This window comes from Polaromonas sp. DSP2-3-2b2 (genome assembly GCF_049895905.1).
Classification (GTDB): Bacteria; Pseudomonadota; Gammaproteobacteria; order Burkholderiales; family Burkholderiaceae_C; genus Polaromonas.
This window is the reverse complement of sequence record NZ_JAFCTH010000011.1, coordinates 99781-126195: the sequence shown is the minus strand read 5'-3', so window position 1 is coordinate 126195 and position 26415 is coordinate 99781. Positions and strand designations below refer to the sequence as shown.

General features: G+C 63.9%; 24 protein-coding genes and 5 pseudogenes. 10 read left to right on the top strand and 19 right to left on the bottom strand.

All coding sequences use genetic code 11. The annotated features are described in order from the left end of the window. From ACP7AD_RS11535 to ACP7AD_RS11500, 8 genes and pseudogenes are all read right to left on the bottom strand, one after another. Nucleotides 1-663 (bottom strand): oleate hydratase (locus ACP7AD_RS11535; RefSeq protein ID WP_426166125.1); only part of this gene is annotated, 663 nt, incomplete at its 3' end. A 56-nt stretch (nt 664-719) separates the two neighbouring features. Then, nucleotides 720-815 (bottom strand): annotated as a pseudogene (locus tag ACP7AD_RS11530) (VIT1/CCC1 transporter family protein); the annotation flags it as partial. After that, entirely contained in the window at nt 812-1627 is an 816-nt protein-coding gene (locus tag ACP7AD_RS11525) for a DUF1269 domain-containing protein (RefSeq protein WP_426147487.1), read from the bottom strand. The gene ACP7AD_RS11525 and the pseudogene ACP7AD_RS11530, both read right to left, overlap by 4 nt. 53 nt (nt 1628-1680) lie before the next feature. After that, the gene (locus ACP7AD_RS11520) at nt 1681-2361 is read right to left on the bottom strand and encodes a PRC-barrel domain-containing protein (RefSeq protein ID WP_426147485.1); all 681 of its coding nucleotides are present in this window, start codon (nt 2359-2361) and stop codon (nt 1681-1683) included. 59 nt (nt 2362-2420) lie between these two features. Continuing rightward, complete coding sequence (locus tag ACP7AD_RS11515; protein WP_426147484.1) at nt 2421-2561, bottom strand: hypothetical protein; 141 nt, start codon at nt 2559-2561, stop codon at nt 2421-2423. Further along, a pseudogene (locus ACP7AD_RS11510) lies at nt 2558-3429 on the bottom strand (oxidoreductase). Before ACP7AD_RS11510 ends, ACP7AD_RS11515 begins: the two are co-directional and overlap by 4 nt. Nucleotides 3430-3446: 17 nt before the next feature. Next, nucleotides 3447-4823: an NAD-dependent succinate-semialdehyde dehydrogenase gene (locus tag ACP7AD_RS11505; RefSeq protein WP_426147499.1), complete on the bottom strand. Its 1377-nt coding sequence runs from the start codon at nt 4821-4823 to the stop codon at nt 3447-3449. A 32-nt stretch (nt 4824-4855) separates the two neighbouring features. Continuing rightward, the gene (locus ACP7AD_RS11500; protein WP_426147482.1) at nt 4856-5932 is read right to left on the bottom strand and encodes an alkene reductase; all 1077 of its coding nucleotides are present in this window, start codon (nt 5930-5932) and stop codon (nt 4856-4858) included. 353 nt (nt 5933-6285) lie between these two features. Between ACP7AD_RS11500 and ACP7AD_RS11495 the strand changes: the two are divergent. Beyond that, a pseudogene (locus ACP7AD_RS11495) lies at nt 6286-7321 on the top strand (NADP-dependent oxidoreductase). Here the strand turns inward: ACP7AD_RS11495 and ACP7AD_RS11490 are convergent. From ACP7AD_RS11490 to ACP7AD_RS11475, 4 genes are all read right to left on the bottom strand, one after another. Next, the gene (locus tag ACP7AD_RS11490; protein ID WP_426147480.1) at nt 7303-8070 is read right to left on the bottom strand and encodes a Crp/Fnr family transcriptional regulator; all 768 of its coding nucleotides are present in this window, start codon (nt 8068-8070) and stop codon (nt 7303-7305) included. The pseudogene ACP7AD_RS11495 and the gene ACP7AD_RS11490 overlap by 19 nt on opposite strands. A gap of 234 nt (nt 8071-8304) precedes the next feature. Continuing rightward, complete coding sequence (locus ACP7AD_RS11485) at nt 8305-8505, bottom strand: oleate hydratase (protein ID WP_426147497.1); 201 nt, start codon at nt 8503-8505, stop codon at nt 8305-8307. Next, on the bottom strand, nt 8432-8692 hold the full coding sequence (locus ACP7AD_RS11480) for an oleate hydratase (protein WP_426147479.1): 261 nt from the start codon (nt 8690-8692) through the stop codon (nt 8432-8434). The genes ACP7AD_RS11485 and ACP7AD_RS11480 overlap by 74 nt, the downstream gene beginning before the upstream one ends. 213 nt (nt 8693-8905) lie before the next feature. Beyond that, nucleotides 8906-9418 carry a lactoylglutathione lyase family protein gene (locus tag ACP7AD_RS11475; RefSeq protein ID WP_426147477.1) on the bottom strand — a complete coding sequence of 171 codons (513 nt, stop codon included), beginning with the start codon at nt 9416-9418 and terminating at the stop codon, nt 8906-8908. A gap of 95 nt (nt 9419-9513) precedes the next feature. On the opposite strand from ACP7AD_RS11475, the gene ACP7AD_RS11470 reads away from it, so the two are divergent. From ACP7AD_RS11470 to ACP7AD_RS11445, 6 genes and pseudogenes are all read left to right on the top strand, one after another. Continuing rightward, nucleotides 9514-10395, top strand: a complete 882-nt coding sequence (locus ACP7AD_RS11470) for a LysR family transcriptional regulator (protein WP_426147476.1) — start codon at nt 9514-9516, stop codon at nt 10393-10395. Between the two features lie 234 nt (nt 10396-10629). Next, entirely contained in the window at nt 10630-12030 is a 1401-nt protein-coding gene (locus tag ACP7AD_RS11465; protein WP_426147474.1) for a TolC family protein, read from the top strand. 2 nt (nt 12031-12032) lie between these two features. Further along, complete coding sequence (locus ACP7AD_RS11460) at nt 12033-13004, top strand: HlyD family secretion protein (RefSeq protein WP_426147473.1); 972 nt, start codon at nt 12033-12035, stop codon at nt 13002-13004. Between the two features lie 22 nt (nt 13005-13026). Then, nucleotides 13027-14211, top strand: a complete 1185-nt coding sequence (locus ACP7AD_RS11455; protein WP_426147471.1) for an ABC transporter permease — start codon at nt 13027-13029, stop codon at nt 14209-14211. Continuing rightward, a complete protein-coding gene (locus tag ACP7AD_RS11450) occupies nt 14211-15341 on the top strand; it encodes an ABC transporter permease (protein ID WP_426147469.1) in 1131 nt (376 codons plus the stop codon). The genes ACP7AD_RS11455 and ACP7AD_RS11450 overlap by 1 nt, the downstream gene beginning before the upstream one ends. 63 nt (nt 15342-15404) lie before the next feature. Beyond that, nucleotides 15405-15524 (top strand): annotated as a pseudogene (locus tag ACP7AD_RS11445) (transposase domain-containing protein); the annotation flags it as partial. A 305-nt stretch (nt 15525-15829) separates the two neighbouring features. Here the strand turns inward: ACP7AD_RS11445 and ACP7AD_RS11440 are convergent. From ACP7AD_RS11440 to ACP7AD_RS11420, 5 genes are all read right to left on the bottom strand, one after another. Then, entirely contained in the window at nt 15830-15970 is a 141-nt protein-coding gene (locus tag ACP7AD_RS11440) for an SMR family transporter (RefSeq protein ID WP_426147495.1), read from the bottom strand. Nucleotides 15971-16321: 351 nt separating this feature from the next. After that, nucleotides 16322-16558: a hypothetical protein gene (locus tag ACP7AD_RS11435; protein ID WP_426147467.1), complete on the bottom strand. Its 237-nt coding sequence runs from the start codon at nt 16556-16558 to the stop codon at nt 16322-16324. Nucleotides 16559-16560: 2 nt separating this feature from the next. Continuing rightward, nucleotides 16561-18450, bottom strand: coding sequence for a ferrous iron transporter B (gene feoB / locus ACP7AD_RS11430; protein WP_426147465.1), 1890 nt, complete (start codon nt 18448-18450; stop codon nt 16561-16563). Further along, nucleotides 18447-18746: a FeoA family protein gene (locus tag ACP7AD_RS11425; RefSeq protein WP_426147464.1), complete on the bottom strand. Its 300-nt coding sequence runs from the start codon at nt 18744-18746 to the stop codon at nt 18447-18449. Before ACP7AD_RS11425 ends, feoB begins: the two co-directional genes overlap by 4 nt. 166 nt (nt 18747-18912) lie before the next feature. Beyond that, nucleotides 18913-19665 carry an SDR family oxidoreductase gene (locus ACP7AD_RS11420; protein ID WP_426147463.1) on the bottom strand — a complete coding sequence of 251 codons (753 nt, stop codon included), beginning with the start codon at nt 19663-19665 and terminating at the stop codon, nt 18913-18915. 44 nt (nt 19666-19709) lie between these two features. On the opposite strand from ACP7AD_RS11420, the pseudogene ACP7AD_RS11415 reads away from it, so the two are divergent. Continuing rightward, nucleotides 19710-19811: pseudogene (locus ACP7AD_RS11415) on the top strand (tryptophan 2,3-dioxygenase); the annotation flags it as partial. A gap of 71 nt (nt 19812-19882) precedes the next feature. Here ACP7AD_RS11415 and ACP7AD_RS11410 read toward each other — a convergent pair. Continuing rightward, nucleotides 19883-21148, bottom strand: a complete 1266-nt coding sequence (locus ACP7AD_RS11410) for an FAD-dependent monooxygenase (protein WP_426147493.1) — start codon at nt 21146-21148, stop codon at nt 19883-19885. Nucleotides 21149-21194: 46 nt separating this feature from the next. After that, entirely contained in the window at nt 21195-24182 is a 2988-nt protein-coding gene (locus tag ACP7AD_RS11405) for an aconitate hydratase (protein WP_426147461.1), read from the bottom strand. 127 nt (nt 24183-24309) lie between these two features. Between ACP7AD_RS11405 and yegQ the strand changes: the two genes are divergently transcribed. After that, on the top strand, nt 24310-25710 hold the full coding sequence (yegQ, locus tag ACP7AD_RS11400) for a tRNA 5-hydroxyuridine modification protein YegQ (RefSeq protein ID WP_426147460.1): 1401 nt from the start codon (nt 24310-24312) through the stop codon (nt 25708-25710). Between the two features lie 178 nt (nt 25711-25888). Next, nucleotides 25889-26401, top strand: a complete 513-nt coding sequence (locus ACP7AD_RS11395) for a pyridoxamine 5'-phosphate oxidase family protein (RefSeq protein ID WP_426147459.1) — start codon at nt 25889-25891, stop codon at nt 26399-26401. The last annotated feature ends 14 nt before the right edge of the window (nt 26402-26415 follow it).

Genomic DNA, 26415 nt, shown 5'->3' with positions numbered 1-26415 from the left:
CAAAGGATCAGAATCAAACACAAAAACTAGCCGCTTGAGCATCGAACTTTTTGCGGCAACTACCTTGACAGCGCCCGGTGCCGAGTGCCACTCCTCGAAGGCAAACATCGTGCGCCAGTACAGCCAGAAATTGCTGCTCAGGAATTCCTTCCCGAATACCTCGTTGATGCGTTTGTTCTCCATCTCCTCGCGGGTGGCCAGGAAGAACTTGATGATCTCTTTCTGCGCCTGCTCGCTGAGCGTGAACAGGCCGTCGGTATGCGCGTCCTCTCCGCGATTCACGGTGGCGCGCTGCAAAGAGGAGTTCGGATCGTCCTTGTCGAGCCAATAGAACTCGTCGAGCACGCTCGCGCCCTCGATCTCGAGCGACGGGATCGAGCGGTACAGGTCCCACAGGCACTCGAAGTGCTCTTCCATCTCGCGCCCGCCCCGGATCACAAAGCCTTTTCCCGGCTCCTTGATGCCGTCCAGAGCACCACCAGGCAACTGTTGCTGCTCCAGGATGGTGATTTGCTTGCCCGGCATCTGGCCGTCGCGGATCAGGAAGGCCGCGCCCGCCAGTGCCGCCAGGCCGGAGCCGACAAACCAGGCCGTTTTGTTCTCTACGCCCTTGGGTTTGCGCGGGCGGGCGAAGGCTTCGTAGTTGCCGCTGCTGTAGTACATGAGCTTTCCTTTGATTGAATGTGCAGCGACACAAGCGGTGCACAGGGCGGACCGGACGTGACCGTCGACACGATGCCGTCGTTGGCACCAAGGACCGCGGCGCGCAACCAGCCGATGCGGTCGCTGTGGTGGTGTTCGGTGTGGCTTCTCACACCCCTTCCGTTCGAACCGCCAACGCTTCCTTGGTCAGGCTCCAGGCCTGCGACAGTTTGGCACCGCGTGCGTGGTAAGAGCTCTTGACCCGCTTCATGCGGTCCTCGATCCGGGCCTTGACATCGCCCTTGGCCTGACTCAGTTGCAGCTTGAGCGCTTCGGCCTTGGCATCGGCTTCCTCCTTCAGCGTGTTGACGCGCTGCTGGGCATGATGCACGGCGCTGTCAAGACTGGCCTTCGCCGCAGCGAGCTTGGCTTGCAGCTTGGTCTTGGCCGCGCCACTGGCGTGCGACGCTTCGGATTCAAGTTCCTTGATCTCGGACTTGAGAGCCGCGATGTCGTGGTCAAACTGCGCTTCTGCCACTTCGGTGCGGGTGCGGCGCAAGACTTGGCCGCCGACGGCCTCCAAAGCCGAGTCCACGGGGATAACCCACTCTTCCTCGATCTCGGCCACCAGCGCCACCTTGCCGGGCTGCAGGTGCTGGGTGGCCTCTTCGATGAAGTCCAGGCCCACGCCAGCCGCCCAGAAGTCGCGCACAGCCCCGGCCACGGTGCCGGTCAGGGCACCGATTGCCACGCCGGCCGGTCCACCGAGCAGGCCGATCAGGCTGCCGACCGCCAGACCCGTGGCCGTGCCGATGGGACCGGAGTCCATCGACTCCTTGACGCTGACCAACCTCTTGGCGTTCCTGGCGAGCACGGCGGTGGCATACAGCGTGATATCGCCTGCAGCGTGCAAGTTGCGAAGCGCGTTCAGCCCCGCAACTGCAGCCGTTTCAGTGTCGAATATCGCGACCAATAGTTTGTTCATGTGAGCTCCTTTTCAGTTGTGTTGAAACCGTAAACGCGAAGGCGCAGGGGAGTTCAGCCCGTGGCCTTCTGTATCGATTTGCGCAGGCGGTCCGTTGCGGCGCTGACATCGGCCTCAAACTCCCTCCAGCGAACTGCGCCGGCCTTCTTCATCTCGGAGAGCCTGGCTTCGGCCGACGTCACGTCCGACTGCAGGGCGGTGATGTCCGCGTCGATCTTGGCCTTTTCATCCGCGGCGGCGACACCGGCCTTCTTCTCAAGACTGGCGATCGTGACATTGCCCTTGGCAATGTCCTCGTTGACCGCAGCGACGAAGGCGTCGCGCTTCGCGGTGTCGGTGGCATACGTGAACACGGGCATGTCCTTGATCGTGTCTTTGGTCGCACCGGGCATCACGAGCTTGCCCGCCTTGTCCTGGATCTGCGTGACCGGGATCGCCACGTCGTGCCTGCCGATGCCGACAAAGCCGCCGGCGCCGACGATCACGTACGACACGTTCGTGTCGGGCGAGATGATCAGGTCTTCCACCCTGCCCACCTTCTGGCCGGCGTCGTTGTAGATGGTCTTGCCCAGAAGCGCCTTCTTCACACTCCACCCCATGGCGAGTTGCGTCGTGACGCTGACGCCGACGGTGGTGCTGCCACCGGCGACCTGGGCTGCGGCGGGTCCTGTACTGCAAAGCGCGCCGACGACTGTGAGCGTCGCAAGGGCCAGGCTGGAAAGGTTCTTCTTCATGATCTGGGTCCTCGTGGGTGGGTGCCACCAAACCACTGATGGCAGATGTATGGCAGATGTCAATCCATCAAAAAATTCTCATGGGTATCGAGCCGGCCCGTCTGTTCGCCAGCGCACACAGCGGCCGGCGCCCTTGAACGCCAGGAACGGCGAACAGGCGGCAACTGCTCGACCTGCGCCGCCTGCATCTTGCGCGTCATGGCTTTTCCTTCGGAAAGTCAGCGCCGCGCGCCACGGTCTCGCCCGCCGTGAATTCCTGGCGCAATTCGTCGAGCTTTGCCACCGCGCCCTCGAAGGCGTCGTTGCCCAGCAGCAGGTGGTGCGGCGGCTTGCCCGAGGCCACGGCCTCGACGATGGCCTGGACGGCACGCACAGGGTCGCCAGGCTGCTTGCCGGACGATGCGCGCACCGCCACAGGCGCACCTTGCCGGCGGTGGCCAGGTAGTCCTCGATCGGGTGCTCGCTCTCGTTGGCCGAGCGCCCGGCCCAGTCGGTGCGAAAGCCGCTCGGATTGACCACCATCACCTGGATGCCCAGCGGCTCGACCTCTCGCCGCAAGGCCTCTGACAAGCCTTCGACGGCGAACTTGGTGGCGTTGTACTGGCCCAGCGCCGGCATGCCGCGCAGACCGGCCAGCGACGACAGGTTGACGATGCAGCCGCGATGGCGCCGGCGCATGCCAGGCAGCACGGCCTGGATCATGGCGGTCAGGCCGAACACGTTGACGTCGAACATCTTGCGCACCTCGGCAGCATCGCCCTCCTCGATGGCGGCGAAGTAGCCGATGCCGGCGTTGTTCACCAGCACGTCGATGCCACCGAAGCGCGCTTGGGCCGCCTTCACGGCCACGGCGACCTGGTCCGGCTGCGTGACGTCGAGCTGCAGCACGAGGACCTGGTCATTCGCAACATAGCCTGGCAGCTTGGCGAGGTCGCGGGCGGTCACCACCATGCGGTAGCCGCGTTCAATGGCCTGCCTGGCAAGTTCCAGGCCGAAGCCCGAGGAGCAGCCGGTGATGAACCAGACCGGCGGTTCGGTGGACTCGGAAGGCGTGCTTTGCGTGTTCATGGGATTTCCTTTTGCGCTCAGACCGGCGCTGCGACATGGCCGCCGCGAATGAGCTTCTTGTTGACGAACTCCTGGATACCCATGCGACCCAGTTCGCGGCCGTAGCCGGAGTGCTTGACGCCGCCGAACGGCAGTTCGGGGGACGACACCGCCGCGCTGTTGATGAACACCATGCCGGTGTCGATGCGCCGCGCGATTTGCTTGCCGCGCTCGATGTCCCGAGTGAACACCGAGCCGCCTAGCCCGAACGGCGAATCGTTGGCCAGCGCCACTGCGGCATCGTCGTCGGCGACCCGGAAGAACAGCGCCACCGGGCCGAAAAACTCTTCCTTGTAGGCCGGATTGGCGGCGTCGATATCGGTCAGGATGGTCGGCTGCATGAAGGCGCCAGCCGCGTCGATGCGCGCGCCGCCCATGATCACGCGGGCGCCCGCGGCAACCGCGCGGTCGACCTGATCGAGCAGCGTGACGAGCGCGCGCTCCGACGACAGCGTGGTGCGCGCGTCGAGCGGATCGCCGGCGCTGAAGTTGCCCAGCGCCTGGGCGAACGTGTCGAGGAAACGCTCGGCCAGCGATTCGACGACGATAAAGCGTTTCGATGCAGTGCAGGCCTGGCCGCAATTGCCCATGCGGCCAGACACCGCGTGCTTGACCGCCTTGTCAAGGTCGGCATCGTCGAGCACGATGAAGGCGTCGCTGCCGCCCAGCTCGAGCGTGGTCTTCTTCAGGTTCTGCGCGGCGCGCGCGGCCACCACCGCGCCGGCCGCTTCACTGCCGGTGAGGGCGACGCCACGGACCAGCGGGTCGTCGATCAGCTCGCCGATCTGGTCCTTCGAGATGAACAAGTTGGTGTAGGCGCCGGCCGGCGTGCCGGCGTCGTGCAGCAGTTGTTCGAACGCCAGCGCGCACTGCGGCACGTTGGAGGCGTGCTTGACCATCACCACATTGCCTGCCATCAGGTTCGGCGCGGCGAAGCGGGCGATCTGGTAGTACGGGTAATTCCAGGGCTCGACGCCGAGCAGCACGCCGACCGGGCAGCTTTCGACGATCGACTCGGTGCCGGGTGAGGTCAGCTTTTCCGGCGCCAGGAACTCTTTCGCATGGTCGGCGTAATAGTCGAGGATGGCCGCGCTGAGCACCACTTCGCCAGCGCTTTGCGCCAGCAGCTTGCCCATCTCGACGGTGGCCAGCCTGGCCCGATCGTCCGCGCGCTCGCGCATCAGTGCGGCGGCGCGCTTGAGCACCACGGCACGTGCGGCATAGCCGCGCTGGCGCCAGTCACGCTCGAAGCAGTCGGCGGCGGCGTGCAGCCTGGCCTCCAGCGCGGCGCCGTCGTGCTCGTCGAAGGTGGCAAGAATGCTGCCGTCGTAGGGGCTGATGCTTTGATAGGCGATGAGGATATGTCCTTGAATGGGTTGTGTGCGGATCAGGCCGCCAGGGCCGGGTAATCGGTGTAGCCCTTGGCGCCGGGCACGTAGAAGGTCGCCTCGTCCGGGGCGTTGAGCGGGGCATCCTGGCGCATGCGCGCCACCAGGTCTGGATTGGCCAGGAACGGCCGCCCGAAGGCGATCAGGTCACCTCGCTTGTCGAGCAAGGCCTGTTCGGCGCTGGCGTGGTCGAAACCCCCGGACAGGATGAACAGCCCGTCGAAGCCAGCGCGCAGCTTGAGCTTGAAATCGGCGGGCACCGGCGGCGTGCCCATGGATGAATGGTCGACCAGGTGCAGGTACAGCAGACCCAAGGCAGACAGCGAATGGACCAGCGCGAGGTATTGCGCCTGCACCTCGGGGAACGCGCCGGTACCGTTGAACACCCCGTAGGGCGAGAGCCGCATGCCGACCCGGTCGCGGCCGATGGCGGCCACCGTGGCGCGCGCAATCTCCAGCGCCAGGCGGTTGCGACGCTCGATGCTGCCGCCGTACCCGTCGGTGCGCAGGTTGACCAGCGGGTTCAAAAACTGCTCGATCAGGTAGCCGTTGGCGCCATGCAGCTCGACGCCGTCGAAGCCTGCGTCCACTGCGAGCTTCGCGGCGGCCACATGTTCGTCGATGACATGCGCGAGGTCGTCGCCGGTCATCGCGCGCGGCGGGCTGTGCGGCTGCATGCCCAGCGTGTCGGTGTACATCTCGCCCGGGCACACAGCGGTGCCGGGCCCCAGCACCTCGGCGCCAAGCGGCAGGTTGGCGACATGCGCCACGCGGCCGCAGTGCATGAACTGCACGAAAATCTTGCCGCCTTGTGCATGCACGGCCATCGTGGTGACCTTCCACGCCTGCGCCTGCGCCGCGTCGTACAGCCCGGGGATGCGTGGGTAGCCCAAGCCGTTGGGGCTCGGCGAGGTGCCCTCGGTAATGATCAGGCCGGCGGTCGCCCGCTGGCCGTAGTACGTGGCCATCAGCGCATTGGGCGTGTGCTGGGGCGTGGCCCGGCTGCGTGTCAAGGGCGCCATCACCATGCGGTTGGCGAGTTGCAGCGTGCGGGCAGAGAATTTGTCGAAGAGCATTGGAAGAACTTTTTGGAGGAATCGATCCTGCGCGGTGCGAAGGCGATGCACTGACGGCAAGGTCTGGGGTTTTTTGAAATCACAGCCTACACGCCAGGGTCCGCAAGGTCTGTTCGGTAGCGCACATTTCCCCCGTGTGTGATCTACCGCACAGACGACGAGCGGTGCCTGGACTAGGCTGCAAAATCGCAACGACTGCGCCGCAGCGGGCGCAGATGCTGCGGTGTACCAGCTGCTCGGTATCACCAAGTCGGTTCCACCGGTGACGCCGCACGACAGGTCGCTCCACGCGCAGTTCGACGCACTGATCAAGGCGCTGAAGTAACTCGATCAACCCAAAAGAGGCCCGTTCCATGCCACAAAGCACTACCCTCAATCGCCGCATCGTTCTGAACGCCAAGCCGCGCGGCGCGCCGACGGCTGCGGACTTCCGCATCGAAAGCGATCTTGTCCCGACGCCCGAGGCCGGTCAGGTCCTGCTACGCACGCTGTACCTGTCGCTCGACCCGTACATGCGCGGCCGCATGAGCGACGGGCCGTCGTACGCCGCCCCGGTGGCCATCGGCGACATGATGGTCGGCGGCACCGTGTCACGCGTCGAGGCTTCGCGCCACGGCAACTTCAAGGTCGGCGATTTGGTGCTGGGTTACACGGGCTGGCAGGACTATGCGGTGTCCGACGGCAAAGGTCTCACGCCCCTCTATCCCGGGGATCCACACCCCTCGCGCGCGCTCGGCGTACTGGGCATGCCGGGCTTCACCGCGTACATGGGGCTGCTGGACATCGGGCGCCCCGTGGCCGGCGAGACCGTCGTCGTGGCCGCTGCCAGTGGGGCGGTCGGCTCGGTGGTGGGAGCAGATCGCCAAGATCAAGGGCTGCACCGTGGTGGGTATCGCGGGCGGTGATGACAAGTGCCGCTACGTGGTCGACGAACTGGGTTTCGACTTCTGCGTCGACCACCGCGCCGACGATCTGCCCGGCCGCCTGGCCGCCGCCTGCCCGAAGGGCATCGATGTTTACTTCGAAAACGTCGGCGGCGCCGTGTTCGACGCCGTGCTGCCGATGCTCAACGCCAAGGCCCGCATCCCGGTGTGCGGGCTGATCGCCGCATACAACGCCACCGCGCTGCCGCCAGGCCCGGATCGACTCGGTCTGCTGGTGGGCACGCTGCTGCGCAAGCGCATCAAGATGCAGGGCTTCATCGTGTTCGACGACTACGGGCCGAGTTGGAGCGAGTTTGCCGGCGAGATGGGCGAGTGGGTGCAGGCCGACAAGGTCAAGGTCCGGGAGGACATCGTGTTCGGCCTGGAGAACGCGCCCGAGGCCTTCATCGGCCTTTTGGATGGCAAGAACTTCGGCAAGCTGATCATTCAAGTGGCCCATGAATGAGCGTCGATACCGCCGGGCGGCTGAGCGATGGCATCCCGCCCAGGGCCTGCAGGTAAAAGACGTTCATATTCCTTCTTGACCACGGCATAACACTCGCAGCTGCGTTTTTCCAGCGCCGGGCGGTCGAGCACCGTGATGCGACCGCGTGAATAGTGAATAAGGCCAAGCTTTTGCAACTTGCACGCACTTTCAGTAACGCTTTCGCGGCGTACGCCCAGCATGTTGGCAATCAGCTCCTGCGTCATCACCAGCTCGTTGCACTCCAGGCGGTCCAGGCTCAGCAGCAGCCAGCGGCAAAGTTGCTGGTCCAGCGAATGGTGCCGATTACATACGGCGGTTTGCGCAATTTGCGTGATCAGCGCCTGGGTGTAGCGCAGCAACAGGTGCAGCACTGGAGCACGGGTGAACTCGTCCTTGATCGCCTGCGCGCCCAGCATGAACCCTTGGCCGGCGCTTTGCACGACCGCGCGGTTGGGCGTGGACTCGCTGCCCATGAACAGGGCAATGCCGACCAGGCCCTCACGGCTGATGACGGCGATCTCGGCCGAGGCGCCGTTTTCCATCACGTACAGCAATGAGACGATGGCAGTGGTCGGAAAGTACAAGTAGCTTTGCTGGGCGCCCGACTCGTACAGCACTTTGCCCAATGGCAACTCAATCCACTGCAGTTGCGGGCGCCAGTGCTGCCACTCGGCTTCGGGCAGCGCAGCCAACAAGTGGTTGTGTTTAGGGTCAACGACGATGGCCATCAGAAAGTCCCCGGTGAGCTTGGCTTTACACCTTGTCCTTGCGTTGCCATGCCCGGCAACTGACCTGCGCCAGGAGGCCTGCTGCTGAAGAAGCAGTCGGTCGTACTCATTCTTAATCCCCTGGCAGCACTCGCAGGCTCGTTTCTCCACTCCTGCCCGGTCAATCACCGTCAGCCATCGGCATACCGAATGAGACCGGCATTCTGAGGATTGAGGGCGCTTTGCATCATCTTTTCATTGGCTGTCCATCGGCGTTCGCACGGAGTACTCGTTGGTGAAGATGCAGTCGCGCTCCCTGGACTCCGCGAACTGACCAATGAAGGCAAAGTTGACCGCTCCTGCGGGCACCACGTCCGGGCGGTCACCCGCCTGGCGCGGCATGAAGAAGGCGGTCACGTACGGCATCATCACCGGCACGGTGAAGGCCGTCGGTATGCGCGTCCTCGCCGCGATTCACCGTGGCGCGCTGCAACGAAGAGTTTGGATCGTCCTTGTCGAGCCAATAGAACTCGTCGAGCACACTGGCGCCCTCGGTTTCCAGCGACGGGATGGAGCGGTACAAATCCCGCCAGCGCCGCCAGGCCCGAGCCGACAAACCAGGCCATCTTGTTCTAAACGCCATCGGGCTTGCGCGGGCGGGCGAACGCTTCGTAGTTGCCGCTGCTGTAATACATGGGGGTTTCCTTGTGAAATGTTGCAGCCGCCCCTAAGCGGCTTTGGGGTTAGCGGCGCAAGGCACCGAGCCACACTTTGGCGGCGCTGCGCAGGCCCGATTGGCACCAGTCCCCATTTCAGACGGCATGCACAATCAAGTGGCAGCCTTGGGATGCCGGCGCTAGACCTTAGAGGCGTAAGCGCCTGCCGAGTAAGTCAGTTCGTAGCTGTGGCTGTAAATCTCCAGGACATTGCCAAGCGGGTCATCCATATAGACCATCCGATAAGGCTTCTCGCCGGGAAAGTATTCCCGCACCGGCATCCTTTGCCTGCCGCCGGCCGCAACAATGCGCGCGGCGAGACCTTCCACGTCGGGGTCTTGCACGCAGAAGTGAAAGATGCCCGTCTTCCAATACTCGAAATTGTTCTCGGGCCGCGTTGCGTTGGCAAACTGGAAGATCTCAACGCCAACACGATCTCCGGTGGAAAGATGGGCAATGCGCAATGTCCCCCATCCAGGACCGAACACGTCGGTACACATGACGCCAATGGCGGACTCGTCTTCCGTGATGGTGGTGGGCGGCATCACCAGATACCAGCCCATGACTTCCAGGTAAAACTTCACCGCGCCGTCCAGGTCCGCGACGGACAGGCCGACGTGGGAAAAACTTCTTGGGTAAACGTTGTTGAGCATGGAATACCAAGTGGATTGAAGAAAGTGTTGAAGTCTAGAAATTGCGAGTCAATAGATAAAGTGATCAAAAGTAATTTCTGGAATAAAATATTCTTATGCTTAACGCCCAGCAGGTCCAAACCTTTTCCTTTGTCGCGGCGCTTGGAAGCTTTACGCGCGCAGCAGAACAACTTGACCTGACGCAAGCGGCAGTCAGTCAGCAGGTTCAACAGATAGAGCGCAAACTCGGCCCGCTCCTGCTCAGAAAAGGGCGGCGCCTGGAACTGACGCCAGCGGGTGTGGCGCTGCAAGCCTACGCGAGCGAAATGTCCGATGCCGAGCAACGCTTGCGGCGAACGCTGGCGCGCGATGTCACCGACCAGGGCGAAATCAGGCTGGTCTCGCCGGGCAGTATCGGACTGGCGGTGTACCCCATGTTGTTGGACTTGCAGGCTGCGCACCCTGGCCTGAGCATCAGGCACCGCTTTGCCCCCACGCAGGAAGTGCTCGACGGCGTGCTCTCCAATCGAGATGAGTTGGGCCTGTCCGTGGTCCAGCCGAGCGACCCGCGCTTGCAAGCAGAGCGGATCACAGAGGAGCACCTGGAACTGGTGGTGCCCGCAGCAGCCACGGCCCACAGCTGGTCAGATTTGATGACCTTGGGCTTCATCGACCATCCCGATGGACTGGCCATGGCAAGCCGCCTGTTGCCGCGGATGTATCCGGGATGCCCCAGTGTTCAGACCCTTCCAATGCGGGGATTTACCAATCAAGTGAGCCTGATACTGGAGCCCGTAGCGCGTGGTTTTGGCTTCACCGTCATCCCCCGTTACGCGCGTTTGGCATTTAAACCCCAGGAAGCGATTCGCGTCGTCCAGAGCAGTTCTCCGGTGTACGACACGCTTTGGCTGATATACAGGGCAGAGTGGCAAATGTCCGGGCCTGCCGCCACTGCGACAAGCTGGTTAAAGTCTCGCCTGTCCGCAAGCCGCGATTGATGCCAGTGCGCTGCATGCCCACGGGGCGACAAGAAAACACCTTGCAGCGGACGCTGGGCGTCGTGTTCAATGAAGATCCTTCCCGCGTACGCACAGTCCATGCCGCCCAGAACATGACCATCGTCACGGACGATGGTTTTTGAAATTTCCCCGTAGCTCCAGAATGGGCGGCAAGGTGAATGGCATACTGCCTGTCGCCAACAATAAACCATTGCTGAACGCAATCCTGGCACCATGAATACACCCTACTTCCTGCTGGCAGCTGCGCTGTGCCTGGTGACCTGCGCACCGGTCGATGCGCAGCCGCAGGCCATGACTTTTGAAACCGCCTGGGAGCGCGTCAAGAGCGGCTCAGACCAGCTGGCGGCCGCACAGGCGGCGGTTGACAGCAAGACCTTGCAGGAGCGCGGCCTCAAGGGACTGGGCGGGCCTGTCGTGAGCCTGTCAGCGGCGGCCTATGCCTACAACGCCAATCTTGATGTCAACCTCGATCCGGTCAACCAGCGGCTGACGCAAATCAGCCAGCAGTTGCCGATTCCCCTGCAAAACCTGCCTATTGCGCTGCCCCTGCCGCAGTTCCCTGCCAGCTACACCTTCAACCGGAATGACACCGGCACCACCAAATCCATCTCGGCCGTGTGGCCGATCTACTCGGGCGGTGCCAGCGACGCGGTGAGGGGCTTTGTCGCCGCCCAGGGCAGCGAAGCGCGTGCCGATGCCGACAAGACAGGACATGAACTGGCAACCCTTTTGGTTCAGCGCTATTTCGGCGCGCAGCTCGCTGACAAGGCGGCGGCGCTGCGGCAGACGGCGCTGGACGACATCCGCCAGCATGACGCCGCCACCGCCAAAATGCTGTCGGCTGGCGTGATCTCCCGGGTGGAGCGGCTGCAGGCGCAGCAGGCGTACGAGGAAGCCAGACGCAATGCCCTCAAGGCGCAGGATGATGCGGAACTGGCCTCGATTGCGCTGGCCCGCACCGTCAAGTCAGACGGCATCGTCAAGCCCGAAACACCGCTTTTTGTCATCACGCATCCGATCGAGCCGCTGCCTCATTTTCTGGACCAGGCCTTGCTGCGGCACCCGGGTCTGGCCAAGGTCAACGCGAAAAAAACGCAGGCCGAGCAGTTGCACCAGGGCCAGGAAGCGCTTCGAAAACCACAGGTTTTTGCCTTTGGCCAGCGCGAGCTGAAAACCGGCAGCGCCGACTGGATAGGCGGCCTGGGCGTGCGCTGGACACTGTTTGATGCGGTGGACCGCAACGCGCTGGCCGCCGCATCCAACAAGCAGATCGAGCAGGCTGAACGCAGCGAAGCGCAGGCCCGCAGCGACATTGGCCTGCTGGTCGAAAAAAACTGGCGCAGCGTGGAACAGGCGCGCCAGCAGTTTTTGGCCACCGCCGCCGGCGTGGCGCTTTCGCGTGAGGTGTTGCGTCTGCGCACGTCGGCACTGCGTGAAGGCACGGGAACGGCGCTGGAGCTGATGGACGCCGAGGTCAACCAGGCCAAGGTGGAGACGGAACGCGCGCAGGTCGCTTATGACTACGTGATGGCACTGGCCCGGCTGCTGGAAAGCTGCGGTTTATCGGAAGAGTTCAACCGCTACATAGCGCGCGCTGACGTGAAAATGAATTGACCATGACCAAGAAAAATATCGGCATCGCCGTTGCAGCGGCCGCAGTGGTCGCCTTGCTCGCTTATGGCGTCTGGCGCGCCTCCCAGCCGCCGCCAGCGGTGTTCCAGGGCCAGATGGAAGCCCGGGAAACCGACATTGCGCCCAAAGTCACGGCCCGGATTGCCGAAGTTCTGGTATCCGAAGGCGACCAGATTGCCGCCGGCGCCACGCTGATGCGTACCGACAGCCCCGAAGTGGCCGCCAAGCTGGCGCAAGCCACCGCCGCGCAGCAAGCGGCTCAGGCCGTCGCCGACAAGGCGCAAAACGGAACCCGCCCGCAAGAGCTGGAAATGGCTAGATTGCAATGGCAGCGCGCGCAGGCCGCCGCCGACTTCGCCCAGACCTCCTTCAGGCGCGTTGACGGCCTGGCCCGGGAAGGGCTGGTGGCCGCGCAAAAACGCGACGAAGCCGAAACCAACTTCAAAACCTCGCGCGACCAGGCGGCCACGGCCAAAGCGCAGTACGACATGGCGCGCATCGGTGCCCGCCCCGAGGACAAGGCGGCAGCCAATGCGCAGGCGCGCCAGGTCGCCGGGGTGGTGGCCGAAGCCCAGGCCGCCAAGGCCGAGACCGAACTCAAGAGCCCGGTGGCGGGCGAAGTCGCCAAGGTGCTGGCCCGGGTCGGCGAACTTTCGCCGCAGGGCGTGGCGGTGGTGACCGTGGTCGATCTGAAAGACCAGTGGGTGGTGCTCAATGTGCGTGAAGACCACTTGCAGCGCTTCGCCAAAAATGCCGAGTTTGACGCCGTGCTGCCCGCACTGGACAACAAAGCTGTCCGTTTCAAGGTCTTCTACAGCGCCGCCCTGCCCGACTTCGCCACCTGGCGCGCCACCCGCGCCGGCCAGGGTTTTGACGCGCGCACCTTTGAAGTCCGCGCCAGGCCCGCCACGCCGATCGAGGGCGCGCGCCCGGGCATGAGTGTGCTGGTTCAATGAGCCGCCCGCCGCGCGACTGAAAATGGGATTTGTTCAGGCATTCGCCACTAGCGCGCGCCGTGAAGCCGTCTGGCTGAAGCGCAGCCGCTGGGATCTGGCGATGATTTCGTGGGTGCCGTTGCTGGCCGTGGCGTTCCTCTGGTGGACCTTCTCGGCCGGCCTGCCCAACCGCTTGCCGATTGGCGTGATGGACCAGGACCACTCTGCCCTGTCGCGCCAGCTGATTCGCTTTCTGCAAGCCACGCCCGGCCTGCAGGTGGTGCGGCCCTATGGCAACACCACCGAAGTCACACAGGCCATGCGCCGCGCGGAGGTCTATGCGGTCGTCAGCATTCCGCCCGACTTTGCGCGCAGCCTCAAGCAGGGCCGGGCCGCGCAGGTCACGCTGCTGCACAACGCCCAGCTGGGTACGCATTCAAGCCTGATCCAGCGCGATGTACGCAGCGCCGTCGGCACGCTGTCGGCCGGCGTAGAGCTGGGAGCTCGCAACAAGCGCGGCGAGCCGGCGCTGGCCACGCAAGTCTCGATGGAGCCCATCAAGACCAGCCTGGTGACGCTGTTCAATCCTTCGCTCAATTACGAGCAGTTCCTGGCCGCCGCGCTGATTCCCGCGCTGCTGCACATCCTGGCGATGACCGCCGGTGCCTGGGCGGTGGGCCGGGAACTGCGTGACCGGACCGTGGCCGACTGGCTGGGCCCACAAGCCGGCTGGGGCAGCACGGCGGCGGCTTTGCTGGGCAAGTTGCTCTGGCCTTTGCTGGGTCTGGGCATGGTCGGCACGCTGGCCATGCTCTGGTTGACGCTGGGCCGCGGCTGGCATCCGCCGGGCTCGCTGGCCTGGGTCCTGCTGGCACTGTGGGCCTTTCTGGCGCTGTCGCTGGCCATGGGCGCATTGGCGTCAAGCGCCACGCGTTCGCTGCGCACGGCCTTGTCGACCACGGGCTTCATCACCGCGCCGGCGTTTGCCTTTGGCGGCGTGGGTTTTCCCCTGCAGTCCATGCCGGTGCTGGCGCGAGGCTGGGCCGAACTGCTGCCCTACACCCATTACATCCGCCTGCAGATGGAACAGCTGCAAATGGCCGCACCTCTGTCTTATTCGGCGCCAACCCTCACGGCGCTTGCGTTATCAGCTATTGTTTTAGCAGCATTGTGCGCCCCGCTGCTGAACCGCTGTGCCGGCCAGCCTGACACCTGGGGCGGCCGTTGATGCAGGCGCAAAGCAGCGTCTGGCGGGCCTGGGTGGACACGCTCAAAACCATTGCCGCTGACAAAGGCGTGTTGCTGCTCATCGCGATTGCACCGTTGATTTACGGGTTTTTCTACCCCTGGCCGTATTCGGAACAAGCCGTCACGCGCGTGCCGGTGGCGGTGGTGGATTACGACCACAGCAATCTGTCGCGCCAGATCACGCGTTTTGCCCAGGCCAGCCCGCGCATCGACGTGCGCATGGTCATCGGCGACGAGCGCCAGGCCCGGCAAGCCTTGTGGCGCGGCGAGATCGAGGGCTACGCCCTGTTGCCCAGAGACCTCAAGCGCAATGTGCTACGCGGCAGCCCGGCTGTAATCACGGTCGAGGCCAACGGCAGTTATGCGCTGCTCAACAAGGCGGTGCTGTCCGGCTTTGCCGAAGCCGTCGGCACCGTCTCGGCCGGCGTGGAAATCGGGAAACTCCAGGCCAGCGGCCAAAGTGCGCAGCAGGCCCAGGCTGGTCGCAACCCCATCGGCACCCAGATGGTGGCCCTGTTCAACCCGACCGAAGGCTACGGCAGCTACGTGGTGCCTGCAGTCGCCCTGTTGATCATCCAGCAGACGCTGTTGATGGGCGTGGCCATGCTGGTCGGGCTGTGGGCTGAAACCGGCCAGCACCGCGCCGATGCGGCGACCTGGCTGGGCCGCATCCTCGGGTTTTCGAGCGTCGGCTACCTCAGCGGCCTGCTCTACTTTGGCTGGATTTTCTGGGCCCAGGATTTTCCGCGTGGCGCCAACACCGGCGGCGCACTGGTGTTGCTGGCCTTCTACATTCCGGCCATCTGCACGCTGGGCGCCTTGCTGGGCGTCTGGTTCGGCAACCGCGAACGGGCCTTGCAGGTGCTGCTGTTCACGGCTTTGCCGATGGCCTTTGTGTCCGGTTTTTCATGGCCTGCCGAAGCCCTGCCCGAGCCGCTGCAAGCCCTGCGCTGGCTGTTTCCGAGCACGGCGGGCATTCAGGCCTCGCTCAGGCTCAACCAGATGGGCGCGCCGCTGGCCGATGTCGCAGGCTACCTGTTGATTTTGGCGGCACTGGCCGCCTCGGCCGGCGGGCTGTTGCTGCGGGTTGCACGTCCGGAAAAATCCTAAGTGCTATTTAAGTTATAGCATGCTTCGCCCGTCCATATAGCGCCACAGGCATTTTCAACATAATTGGTGCAATCGGCCAGGATGAACGGCCTGGACCCGTGGGCGTACCCAAAAGCCGTACTTTCGCGCCTGCCCGGCCACCTGAACAGCCGTATCGACGAGTTGCAGTTCCATCGCTGGCAACTTGCGGGCCGAGGCTTTCACCAAACCGCAGCATATTTCGGCAAGCAGGGTCAAGCTGGCATGACCAGCCGTTTACCCCGACATTGGCATCGGCAGGTCGGGTGTCGGCAATGTGGCGCCAATGTCAATGATGGCTGCACCCGAGCCCGGCCAGAAGAAGCAGACATGCCGACATGCAGGCACTTCGCGGAAGAAGTGCCTCCAAAACCTGTCCACTGGCCAGATCAACCGCTCTGTCAGCGTAGGCGCCCCAACGTGGGCGAGGAATTGATCGGCTACAGAGCCGTGCCTCGCCCCGCGCCAGATCATGCCGGGGTGGCGAGTTTGAGACCAATCACACCAGCGACGATCAACCCAAGGCTGACGAGGCGGCCGGTGTTGGTCGAGTCGCCCAGCAGCACCATGCCGAGGATGGCCGTGCCCACGGCGCCGATACCAACCCAAATCGCATGGCTCTGTCACCGTTAAATGTGGAATTTTCGCCCCAGAGGGCACTCCGATGCGTGAGTTCATGACGCACCTATCGTCAGCCAAGTGGCGCGAAGCTGGGGAAATTTCAACCGGCCAAAGTGGGAGTATTCCCGGCGGCGACACCGACCCGGAGCGGCGCATCGCCGCAACCCGTTACTGGACAGGTTTCCTCCCGATGAGCGCGAGCGCTACATTCGCCACTGCGGTTATTGACAGTCAGGATGATTCCGGTCTAGCGTACACACAGCATGCGCCAACAGCTATTAATTCAGTAGCATAAACCGGCCGGTTGTTTTGCGCGCCGTGATGCAAGTGCCGCGTTATTTCTAGCGCCGGGGCTGCATCCACAACGGCTGGCGTTGCCCTTGAGCGCCATCGGCCACAGGCGCTTTTCCGGCCGTTGCGCAGCCGCCGCAACTGCTGCACGCGCCGCAAGCCGGTTTTTCACCGAGCTTTTTCTGCACCCGCCCCAGCCGGCGGCGAAGCCCGGCGGGCATCCAGTACCACAGCGCATAAAGGGCGGCAAACGCCACCATGATCCCGGCAATCCATTGCTGCAGCATGCTCAGGCCCCTCCCCACGTCAAGGCCAGCCGGTAGGTGATCCAGCTCGCCCCATAGGCCAGCGCGAACATGTAGCCCGCCATGAAAAAAGCATAACGCCAACTGTTGGTCTCGCGCCGCACCGTGACCAGCGTGGAAATGCATTGCGGCGCAAACACATACCAGACCAGCAGCGACAGGGCCGTCGCCATCGACCAGCTCTGGGCAATCACCGGACCGAGCGCTTGCGCCACATCCTCGCCGGTGGCCGACAGCGCATACACCGTTCCCAGCGCGCCGACCGCCACTTCACGCGCTGCCAGGCCCGGCACCAGCGCAATCGCGATCTGCCAGTTAAAGCCGATGGGCGCAAAAACCACCTGCAGCGCATGGCCCAGTCGGCCGGCCAGGCTGTACTGGATCGCCGGGCCGATGGCGCCTTCGGGCGGCGCCGGAAAGGTGGATAAAAACCACAAGATCACGGTCAGCGCCAGGATGATGCCGCCCACGCGTTTCAAAAAAATCACGGCCCGCTCGTGCAGCCCCATCGCCAGCTGGCGCAGGCTGGGAACGCGGTAGGCGGGCAGTTCCATGATCAGCGGCGTGGGCCGCGCATGGCCGCGCCACAGCTTGAACACCGCCGCCACCGCCATGGCGCTGACGATGCCGCCGGCGTAAAGCGCAAACATCACCAGCCCCTGCAGGTTGAAGATGCCGGCCACCGTGCGTTCGGGAATGAAGGCGCCGATCAGGAGCGCATACACCGGCAGCCGCGCCGAGCAGGTCATGAGCGGCGCGATCATGATGGTCACCAGCCGGTCGCGCCAGTGGGTGATGGTGCGGGTCGCCATGACGCCCGGAATCGCGCATGCAAAGCTCGACAGCAGCGGAATGAAGGAGCGGCCCGACAGGCCGACGCTGCCCATCATCCGGTCGAGCAGAAAGGCCGCGCGTGGCAGATAGCCCGAATCCTCCAGCGCCAGGATGAACAGGAACAGGATCAGGATTTGCGGCAAAAACACCAGCACGCCGCCCGCGCCCGCCAGGATGCCGTCGGCCAGCAGGCTTTGCAGCACGCCTTCGGGCATGTGGCTGCGCAGCAGGCTTGAGAGCCACTCGACGGCCGACTTGATCGCCTCCATCGGCAGCGTGGCCCAGCTGAACACTGCCTGGAACATCAGGAACAAAATAACGGCCAGCAGGATCATGCCCCACAGCGGATGCAGCACCACTCGGTCGATCAGGTCGTCGGAATGCAGGCTGTCGGGCGGCGCCTGGACCGCCAGCCGCATGATGCGGCGTACTTCAAGCTGGGTGTCCATGACCTGGTCGAAGGTTGGCGCCTGCCAGGCGGCGGCGCTGGCGGCGTTTGCACCGGGTGCGGGCCAGTCGTCCAGAAAGCGCAGCAGTTCATGCGCGCCGTCGTGGCGTACGCCGACGGTTTCCAGTACCGGCATGCCCAGTTCGCGCGACAGCATTTCGCGGTCGATCACGATGCCGGCGCGCCGAGCCGCATCGCTCATGTTCAGCGCCAGCACCATCGGCAGGCCCAGCGCTCGCGCTTCGAGCACCAGGCGCAGGTTGAGCTGCAGGTTGGTCGCATCGGCAACGCAGACCAGCCGGTCGGGCAAAGGCTCGCCAGGCCGCCGGCCGATGACGATGTCGCGCGTCACGGCTTCGTCGGCGCTCAGGGCGTTCAGGCTGTAGGCGCCGGGCAGATCCAGCACCATCACGCGCTGGCCCGAGGCGGTCAGCACCTGGCCTTCCTTGCGCTCGACGGTCACGCCGGCATAGTTGGCGACCTTTTGGCGGCTGCCGGTCAGCAAATTGAACAGCGCGGTCTTGCCGCAGTTGGGATTGCCCAGCAGCGCCACGCGCAGCGGCCCGGCCACGGGACTGGCGGCCGTCGTCATGCGGGAGCGCCTTCGGCAAGCAGCGGGCTGACGCGGATCAGCGCCGCCTCGCGGCTGCGCAGGGCAAACGTCGTGTGGCCGACGCGCACCGCCAGCGGATCGTTGCCGGGAAAACCGCGCGCCATCACCAGCACCGGCTCGCCGGGCAAAAATCCGATTTCCAGCAGCCGGAGCAGCACTTCGCGTTCTTCGGCGTCGCCTGCGGGCATCAGCCGGGTCACTTGCGCCAGCAGACGCCGGGGCAGCTCGTGCAGTCCGATGTCTGCCGCGCTAGAGGAAAAATGGGTCTGGATCATGAGGTCTTGCACGTTTAAATGAAAATGATTCTCATTATACAAATGCAGACAGGGGCAGAACGTCCTTTCCCGCTGCTGCGTTGATGCAGATCATCTTTCGGTACTTTTCTGGCATTTTTAAATTGCCAGCCGGCTTGCCCTGGCCGGCTTTGGAGGAAGTCTGGTTTTAACCGCGCCCGACGAAAGGCATCGTCGTCGCCATGATGGTCATGAACTGAATGTTGGTGGACAGCGGCAGCGCGGCCATGTGAACCACCGCATCGGCCACTTCCCTGACGTCCATCATCGGCTCGATGGCGATCTCGCCGTTGGCCTGCGGCACGCCGGCAGCCATGGGCGCCGACAGCTCGGTCAGGGCGTTGCCGATGTCGATCTGCCCGCAGGCGATGTTGTACTTGCGGCCGTCAAGCGAAATCGCCTTGGTCAGGCCGGTGATGGCATGCTTGGTTGCCGTGTAGGGCGCCGAATGGGGACGCGGCGCGTGGGCCGAGATCGAGCCGTTGTTGATGATGCGGCCGCCCTGCGGCAGCTGGTCCTTCATCAGCCGAAAGGCGCCCTGCGCGCACAAAAAGGAACCCGTCAGGTTGATGTTGACGACGTTTTGCCACTGGTCGTAGCTCAGGTCTTCAAAGCTGGCCTTGGGCGAATTGACGCCGGCATTGTTAAACAGCAGGTCGAGGCGGCCGAACTTTTCCCTGATGGTGGCAAACAGCGCATCGACCGACTCGGGCCGGCTGACATCGGTGGCCACCGGCAATGCGCGGTCGCTGCCCGACGCGGCGGCAGCCTCCATGAGCGGCTCGATGCGGCGGCCAGCCAGCACCACGCGGTAGCCCGCCTCCAGCAGCGCCAGCGCCACCGCCCTGCCGATGCCCGTGCCTGCGCCGGTCACGAGTGCCACTTTGTCGTTTGAAATCATGAAAAGCCTTTGTCTGTAGAGGTCTGAAGGAGGCAAACGCAGCGGTCATCGGCTTCAAGCGCGGCACCGGCGGCGTGAGCTATTTGCGCAAGATGCTCGACGTGGTGCTGTTTCCGAAAATCTGGAAGCTGCGTGCGGATTTATAACCGGTTTTCAAGCGAAAAACAGCTCTTGCGCAATGTCCACATGCGCAAGCAGCTATTGATTTGATAGTAGATTACAAAGCCCCGGGCATCGCGCCATACAGCCAGGGCATGTCGAGCAGCTTTTCCCCCAGCAGCTTCATCGACGCATCGCGCGCCCAGCGCAGCGGCCCCTGGGCATGGAATATCTGGCCGTTGCGCAGCGACCGGGCCTGCACCCGGGCATTGCGCTCCCAGCGGTTTCGGGCGTAGCGCTGCAGCACGGTCGACACGTCGAAGGCCGGGTCCAGCGCCAGTGCCAGCGCCGAGCCGAGTTCGGCCGCATCTTCAATTGCCATGCCGGCGCCCTGCGCCAGGTAGGGCCGCATCGGGTGCGCCGCATCGCCGAGCAGAGCCACGCGGCCGCTGGCCTGCTGGTGCGCGCTGGTCATGGGCGGACGGTCGCTCAGCGGCCAGAGCCGCCAGCTGGGCCCGGTCCGGTTGCCGCCATCGGTCACCGCCTGGATCAGGTCCTGCAGCAGCTTAGCCATGTGACCGAGCGCTTGCTGCAGGTCAGCGCCGTTGGCATGATGGTCCCAGCTTTGCAGGTCGCCCGCCACCTGGCCATGCACGATGGCCACCACGTTCAGCCATTCGCCGCCGCGCACCGGGTAATGCACCACATGCAGCCGGGGACCGAGCCAGACGGTGACCTGCTGGCTGCGCAGCCGCGCGGGCAGGCTGGTTTGCGGCAGCATGGCGCGGTAGGCCAGGTGGCCGGTGACGCGCGGCGGCGCATCGTTCAGCATCAGCTGGCGCACGCGGCTCCAGAGCCCGTCGGCGCCAATCAGCGCCTCGCCCTCGACTTCGAGCAGGGACGCGCCCGGCACCGGATGCAGGCCCGGGGTGGCCGCCGCTGCAGGCTGCGTTTGCAGGGTGACTTCGCGCCCGCTGTCGGCGTAGCTGGCCACGGGACTGTTCAGATTGAGCCACACATGGTCGCGCGCCCGCACCGCCTGGAGCAGCAGCGCATGCAGGTCGGCGCGGTGAAGCGTCAGGTAAGGCGCGCCATATTTTTCCAGCGCCCGCTTGCCCAAGGGCAACGCGCCCAGTTCATGCCCCGACACGGCGTCACGCACCAGCAGGCTGTCGGGAAAGGCCGCCACCCGGCCCAATGCTCCCTGCAAACCCCAGCCGTTCAGCACCCTGACCACGTTCGGCCCCAACTGGACGCCCGCGCCGACTTCGCTGAAGGCAGGCGCCCGTTCATACAGCCGCACATCCCAGCCTGCCCGCGATGCCGCCAGCGTCGCCGCCAGCCCGCCGATGCCGCCGCCGGCAATCAAGGCCTGGCGCGTCATGCGCGGCACGCGGGAAGTTTCACGCAATGAACAGCGCGAGCGGCCCTCATGCCGCAAGCAGCTGGCGCAGCACATACGGCAGGATGCCGCCGTTGCGGTAGTAGTCCACCTCGATTGGCGTGTCAACGCGCAAGATGACCGTGACTTCCTGGCGCGTGCCGTCGGCGCGGGTGATGATCAGCTTTGCCTCGCTCTGCGGCTTGAGCTCGGGATGCGGAATCACGTCCATCACCTCGGAGCCGGTGAGCTTGAGCGTGTGCCATGACTCGCCCGGCAGGAACTGCAGCGGCAGCACGCCCATGCCGACCAGGTTGCTGCGGTGGATGCGCTCGAAACTGCGCGCCACCACGGCCTTGATGCCCAGCAGCTGCGTGCCCTTGGCGGCCCAGTCGCGCGACGAGCCGGTGCCGTATTCCTCGCCGGCAAAAATCACCGTCGGCGTGCCTTCTGCCATGTACTTCATGGCAGCGTCATAAATCGGCATTTTTTCGATCACGCTGTCCGGCGTGCGGTGGCCGGGGTGGAACAGCGTGACGCCGCCCTCCTCGCGCGAACCTTGCGCGTCCGGTGGAATCATCAGGTTCTTGATGCGCACATTGGCAAAGGTGCCGCGCATCATCACGTCGTGGTTGCCACGGCGCGAACCGTAGCTGTTGAAGTCCGCCTTTTGCACGCCGTGCGCCTGCAGCCACAGACCGGCGGGCGAACTGCCCTTGATCGAGCCAGCCGGCGAAATATGGTCGGTGGTGATCGAGTCGCCAAACAGCGCCATGATGCGCGCGCCCGTCACTGAAAACGCATTGTTTTGGCCATTTTCACCCACCCCGCCTGCATCAGGCGCTTTCATTTTCATAGCAAAATCGCTGAAGAACGGCGGCTCGGCAATGTAGGTGCTGGCCGGCCAGTTGTAGCTGTTGCCGGTCACGCCGTGGATGTTCTCCCAAAGATCACCCGGTTCCGTCTTGACCTTGGCGTAATTGGCGCGAAACGCCTCGCCGTTCATCGCGAACTTCATCAGCGCATGGATTTCATCGCTGCTCGGCCAGATGTCGCGCAGGAAAACATCCTTGCCGCCCGTGCCCTTGCCGACCGACTCGGTTGTCAGGTCGCGCATCACGCTGCCGGCCAAGGCATAGGCGACGACCAGCGGCGGGCTGGACAGAAAGTTGGCCTTGATGTTCGGATGGATGCGGGCTTCGAAGTTGCGGTTGCCCGACAGCACGGCGGCGCAGACCAGATCGCTCTTGTTGATGGCTTCATTCAATTCGGGCGTCAAATCCCCCGAGTTGCCGATGCAGGTGGTGCAGCCATAGCCGACCAGGTCAAAGCCGAGCTGCTGCAGGTAGGGCATCAGGCCCGATTCAGTCAAATATTCGGTCACGATGCGCGAACCGGGCGCCAGCGAGGTCTTGATGTGCGGCTGTACGCTCAGGCCGGCCTCTACCGCTTTCTTGGCCAGCAGACCGGCGGCCAGCAACACGCTCGGGTTGGAGGTGTTGGTGCAGCTGGTGATGGCGGCGATCAGCACGTCGCCGTTGCCGACGGTCAGCCCGCCCTGCGCAGCGTGCGCAGCCGGAACGCTGGCACTGGCGGCTTCACCGCCCTGCTCGTGCGCCATGGCCAGCGTTGGCCGGTTCGCCTCCATTTCGACCACCGAGCGTTCGGCGCCCGCCGGCGTGGGCGGCGCTGCGGGCAAGGTATCAAGCCGGCCTTCGTCGCTGTGCCGCACCAAGTGGCGCGTATTGAGCATGCCGGCCGGCTGGTTGAAGCCGTTGTCGGCATTCGACTTGCTGAACAGCGAGCAGAACTGGCTGGCAACCTGGCCCAGTTCGATGCGGTCCTGCGGCCGTTTCGGGCCAGCCAGGCTGGGCGTGACCTCATCAAGATTCAGCCTGACCACCTGCGAATAGTCAATCTCGCCGGCGGTGGCCACGCCGAACAGGCCCTGCGCGCGGAAGTAGGCCTCGAAGGCTTCGATTTCCTCGTCCGTTCGGCCGGTGCCCCGGAAGTAGTCAATGGTTTTTTCATCGACCGGGAAAAAACCCATGGTGGCGCCGTATTCGGGCGCCATGTTGCCGATGGTGGCGCGATCGGGCAAGGCCAGGCTGCGCGTGCCTTCGCCAAAGAATTCGACAAACTTGCCGACGACCTTTTCGCGGCGCAGGGTTTCGGTCACGCGCAGCACCAGGTCGGTGGCAGTCACGCCCTCGCGCAGACAGCCGGTCAGTTCCATGCCGACCACGTCGGGCGTCAGGAAATACACCGGCTGGCCGAGCATGGCGGCTTCGGCCTCGATGCCGCCCACGCCCCAGCCGACCACGCCGATGCCGTTGATCATCGTGGTGTGGCTGTCGGTGCCCACCAGCGTGTCGGGGTAGTACACATCGTCAGCGCTCTTGTGCACGCCGCGCGCCAAAAATTCGAGGTTGACCTGGTGCACGATGCCAAAGCCCGGCGGCACGACGCCAAAGGTGTCGAAGGCCTGCATGCCCCATTTCATGAATTCGTAGCGCTCGCGGTTGCGCTGGAATTCGAGCTTCATGTTCAGGTCCAGCGCGTCCTTGGTGCCGAAATAATCGACCATGATCGAGTGATCGACCACCAGATCGACCGGCACCAGCGGCTCAATGGCCTTCGGGTTCTTGCCCAGCTTGACGGCGACGCTGCGCATGGCGGCCAAGTCGGCCAGCAGCGGAACGCCGGTGAAGTCCTGCAGCACCACGCGCGACACGACAAACGGGATTTCCGCGCTGCGCTCGGCCTGCGGCGCCCAGTTGGCGAGTTGCTCGACATGCTCGGCCGTGACCTTCTTGCCGTCGCAGTTGCGCAGCACCGATTCGAGTACGATGCGAACCGACACCGGCAGGCGCTTGACAATGGGAAACTGTTCGGCCAGCGCCGGCAGGGAGTAGAACCTCCCGGACTTGCCGGAAGCCGTTCGGAAGGTCTGGAGGGTGGGGGCAAAGGCGTGCGGTGCGCTGGAAGCGCTTGGAGTGCTGGAATCAGCGTGAGCTTGTGTGGGCATATCGGCCATGGCAGTCTCCTTTGGGTTGAATCATCAACCTGTATTCTGGCAGTCAGCGAGCCGATCAGGAACAGGAAAGCCAAACGACCTGATGCAGCGCAAGCGCTTAACAGATGGCAGCCTCGACAATGGCCGGATGACGTTCAAGACCCCCGAATTACTCCTGCCCGCCGGCTCACTCGACAAAATGCGCGCGGCCTATGACTTTGGCGCCGATGCGGTGTATGCCGGCCAGCCGCGCTACTCGCTGCGGGCGCGCAACAATGAGTTTCGTCTGGAACAAATCCAGACAGGCATTCAGGAAGCACATGCCCGCGGCAAGAAGTTTTTTGTCACCAGCAACCTGCTGCCGCACAACGACAAGGTGCGCACCTATCTGCGCGACATAGCGCCGGTCATTGCCATGCAGCCCGACGCGCTGATCATGGCCGACCCCGGCCTGATCATGATGGTGCGCGAACAATGGCCGGATATGGCGATTCACCTGTCGGTGCAGGCCAACACCATGAACTGGGCGGCGGTGAAGTTCTGGCAAAAGGTCGGCGTGGCGCGCATCATCCTGTCGCGCGAGCTGAGCCTGGACGAGATCGAGAAAATCCGCCAGGAATGCCCCGACATCGAACTCGAAGTGTTCGTGCATGGCGCGCTGTGCATGGCGTATTCGGGCCGCTGCCTGCTGTCGGGCTACTTCAACCGGCGCGACTCCAACCAGGGTACCTGCACCAACGCCTGCCGCTGGAACTACACGCCAAGCACGGGCACCGACCAGACGGATTCGGGCGAAGTCTTGCCGACGAGGCTCGAAGGCGACTTTGATTTTTCGGCCGAGCAGCACGACGCCGCGCAGTCGTTTTCAGCCTGTGGCGGCGGTGGGCGCCATCCGCTGGCCGATGGCGTCTATCTGCTTGAAGAAAAAGAGCGCCCCGGCCAGCTCATGCCCATCATGGAAGACGAGCACGGCACCTACATCATGAACAGCAAGGACCTGCGCGCCGTCGAGCATGTGGCCCGGCTGGTGAGCATCGGCGTCGATTCGCTGAAGATCGAGGGCCGGACCAAGAGCGGCTATTACGTCTCGCGCACCGCGCAGGTGTACCGCCGCGCGATTGACGATGCCGTCGCCGGAAGGCCGTTCAACCCGGCCTTGATCACCGAACTCGAAGGACTGGCCAATCGCGGCTACACCAGCGGCTTTCTGGAGCGCAGGCCGGCGCAGGACACGCAGAACTACAACACCGGCAGTTCCGAAATGCGCCGCAGCCAGTTTGCTGGCGAGGTCAAATCGGTGCGCAACGGGTGGGCCGAGGTGGAAACAAAAAACCGCTTCCAGGTCGGCGACACGCTTGAAGTGATACATCCGGCGGGTAACCGTCTCGTGCCAGTCACGCGCATGAAAAACAGCGATGGCGAGGCTATCACGGTGGCGTCGGGCAGCCCGATGCGGGTGTGGATTCCGCTGGAAGCGCCAGCCCATGGGGCGCTGCTGGCCCGCCTGATCGACCCCGTCAGCAAACTGGCGCCGCCAGCCTGTGTTTAGGCTGAAATTTTTTTAATAGCAGCAGATGCACACGGGACGTGCGCAAAAGCCTGTTTTGACTAAAAATTCAGCCTGGCTGTCGGCAAGTACCGACAGCCAGGCAAGCCAGCGGCTGATTCGTGTTTTGCATACTCCGGCCTAAAGTGAATGAAAAATTCATTCACTTCACGGAGACTTCATGAGCACCACGCAAAGCACCACGGCAACCGAGCACAAAAAACTTTGGGACCTGATCAAGGACATCAGGTTTGGCATGTTCACCCACCGCCATGCCAACGGCATGATGCACAGCCAGCCGCTGACGACCCAGAACAAGAACATGGATGAAGGCAACCGGCTTTATTTCTTTATCGCCCGCAGCGGCGAAATCGCCAAACATGTCATCCAGGACGACAACGTCAATGTGGCCTATGCTGATCCCGGCGACGACAGCTATGTTTCGGTGTCGGGCAAGGCACTGATCGTCGAAGACATGGGCAAGAAGGAAGCGCTGTGGACGCCGATGGCCAAGGCCTGGTTCCCGGGCGGCCCGACTGACCCAGACGTCGCGCTGCTGGAAGTCCTCATCAGCCACGCCGAGTACTGGGACGTGAAGGAAAGCAAGATGGTCCAGGTGGCCAAGATGCTGACCGCCGCCGTCACCGGCAAGCCGCCTGAAAAGATGGGCGAGCACAAGGAATTGCGAATGTAATTCCGGGGTTTGCC

What these genes read in the sequence shown, in the direction of transcription:
- ACP7AD_RS11525 (WP_426147487.1), bottom strand. Translation starts at nt 1,627, where the DNA reads ATGAACAAACTATTGGTCGCGATATTCGACACTGAAACGGCTGCAGTT.
- ACP7AD_RS11520 (WP_426147485.1), bottom strand. Translation starts at nt 2,361, where the DNA reads ATGAAGAAGAACCTTTCCAGCCTGGCCCTTGCGACGCTCACAGTCGTC.
- ACP7AD_RS11515 (WP_426147484.1), bottom strand. Translation starts at nt 2,561, where the DNA reads ATGACGCGCAAGATGCAGGCGGCGCAGGTCGAGCAGTTGCCGCCTGTT.
- ACP7AD_RS11500 (WP_426147482.1), bottom strand. Translation starts at nt 5,932, where the DNA reads ATGCTCTTCGACAAATTCTCTGCCCGCACGCTGCAACTCGCCAACCGC.
- ACP7AD_RS11490 (WP_426147480.1), bottom strand. Translation starts at nt 8,070, where the DNA reads ATGGCCATCGTCGTTGACCCTAAACACAACCACTTGTTGGCTGCGCTG.
- ACP7AD_RS11480 (WP_426147479.1), bottom strand. Translation starts at nt 8,692, where the DNA reads ATGGCGTTTAGAACAAGATGGCCTGGTTTGTCGGCTCGGGCCTGGCGG.
- ACP7AD_RS11475 (WP_426147477.1), bottom strand. Translation starts at nt 9,418, where the DNA reads ATGCTCAACAACGTTTACCCAAGAAGTTTTTCCCACGTCGGCCTGTCC.
- ACP7AD_RS11470 (WP_426147476.1), top strand. Translation starts at nt 9,514, where the DNA reads ATGCTTAACGCCCAGCAGGTCCAAACCTTTTCCTTTGTCGCGGCGCTT.
- ACP7AD_RS11465 (WP_426147474.1), top strand. Translation starts at nt 10,630, where the DNA reads ATGAATACACCCTACTTCCTGCTGGCAGCTGCGCTGTGCCTGGTGACC.
- ACP7AD_RS11460 (WP_426147473.1), top strand. Translation starts at nt 12,033, where the DNA reads ATGACCAAGAAAAATATCGGCATCGCCGTTGCAGCGGCCGCAGTGGTC.
- ACP7AD_RS11455 (WP_426147471.1), top strand. Translation starts at nt 13,027, where the DNA reads ATGGGATTTGTTCAGGCATTCGCCACTAGCGCGCGCCGTGAAGCCGTC.
- ACP7AD_RS11450 (WP_426147469.1), top strand. Translation starts at nt 14,211, where the DNA reads ATGCAGGCGCAAAGCAGCGTCTGGCGGGCCTGGGTGGACACGCTCAAA.
- ACP7AD_RS11435 (WP_426147467.1), bottom strand. Translation starts at nt 16,558, where the DNA reads ATGCTGCAGCAATGGATTGCCGGGATCATGGTGGCGTTTGCCGCCCTT.
- feoB (WP_426147465.1), bottom strand. Translation starts at nt 18,450, where the DNA reads ATGACGACGGCCGCCAGTCCCGTGGCCGGGCCGCTGCGCGTGGCGCTG.
- ACP7AD_RS11425 (WP_426147464.1), bottom strand. Translation starts at nt 18,746, where the DNA reads ATGATCCAGACCCATTTTTCCTCTAGCGCGGCAGACATCGGACTGCAC.
- ACP7AD_RS11420 (WP_426147463.1), bottom strand. Translation starts at nt 19,665, where the DNA reads ATGATTTCAAACGACAAAGTGGCACTCGTGACCGGCGCAGGCACGGGC.
- ACP7AD_RS11410 (WP_426147493.1), bottom strand. Translation starts at nt 21,148, where the DNA reads ATGACGCGCCAGGCCTTGATTGCCGGCGGCGGCATCGGCGGGCTGGCG.
- ACP7AD_RS11405 (WP_426147461.1), bottom strand. Translation starts at nt 24,182, where the DNA reads ATGGCCGATATGCCCACACAAGCTCACGCTGATTCCAGCACTCCAAGC.
- yegQ (WP_426147460.1), top strand. Translation starts at nt 24,310, where the DNA reads ATGACGTTCAAGACCCCCGAATTACTCCTGCCCGCCGGCTCACTCGAC.
- ACP7AD_RS11395 (WP_426147459.1), top strand. Translation starts at nt 25,889, where the DNA reads ATGAGCACCACGCAAAGCACCACGGCAACCGAGCACAAAAAACTTTGG.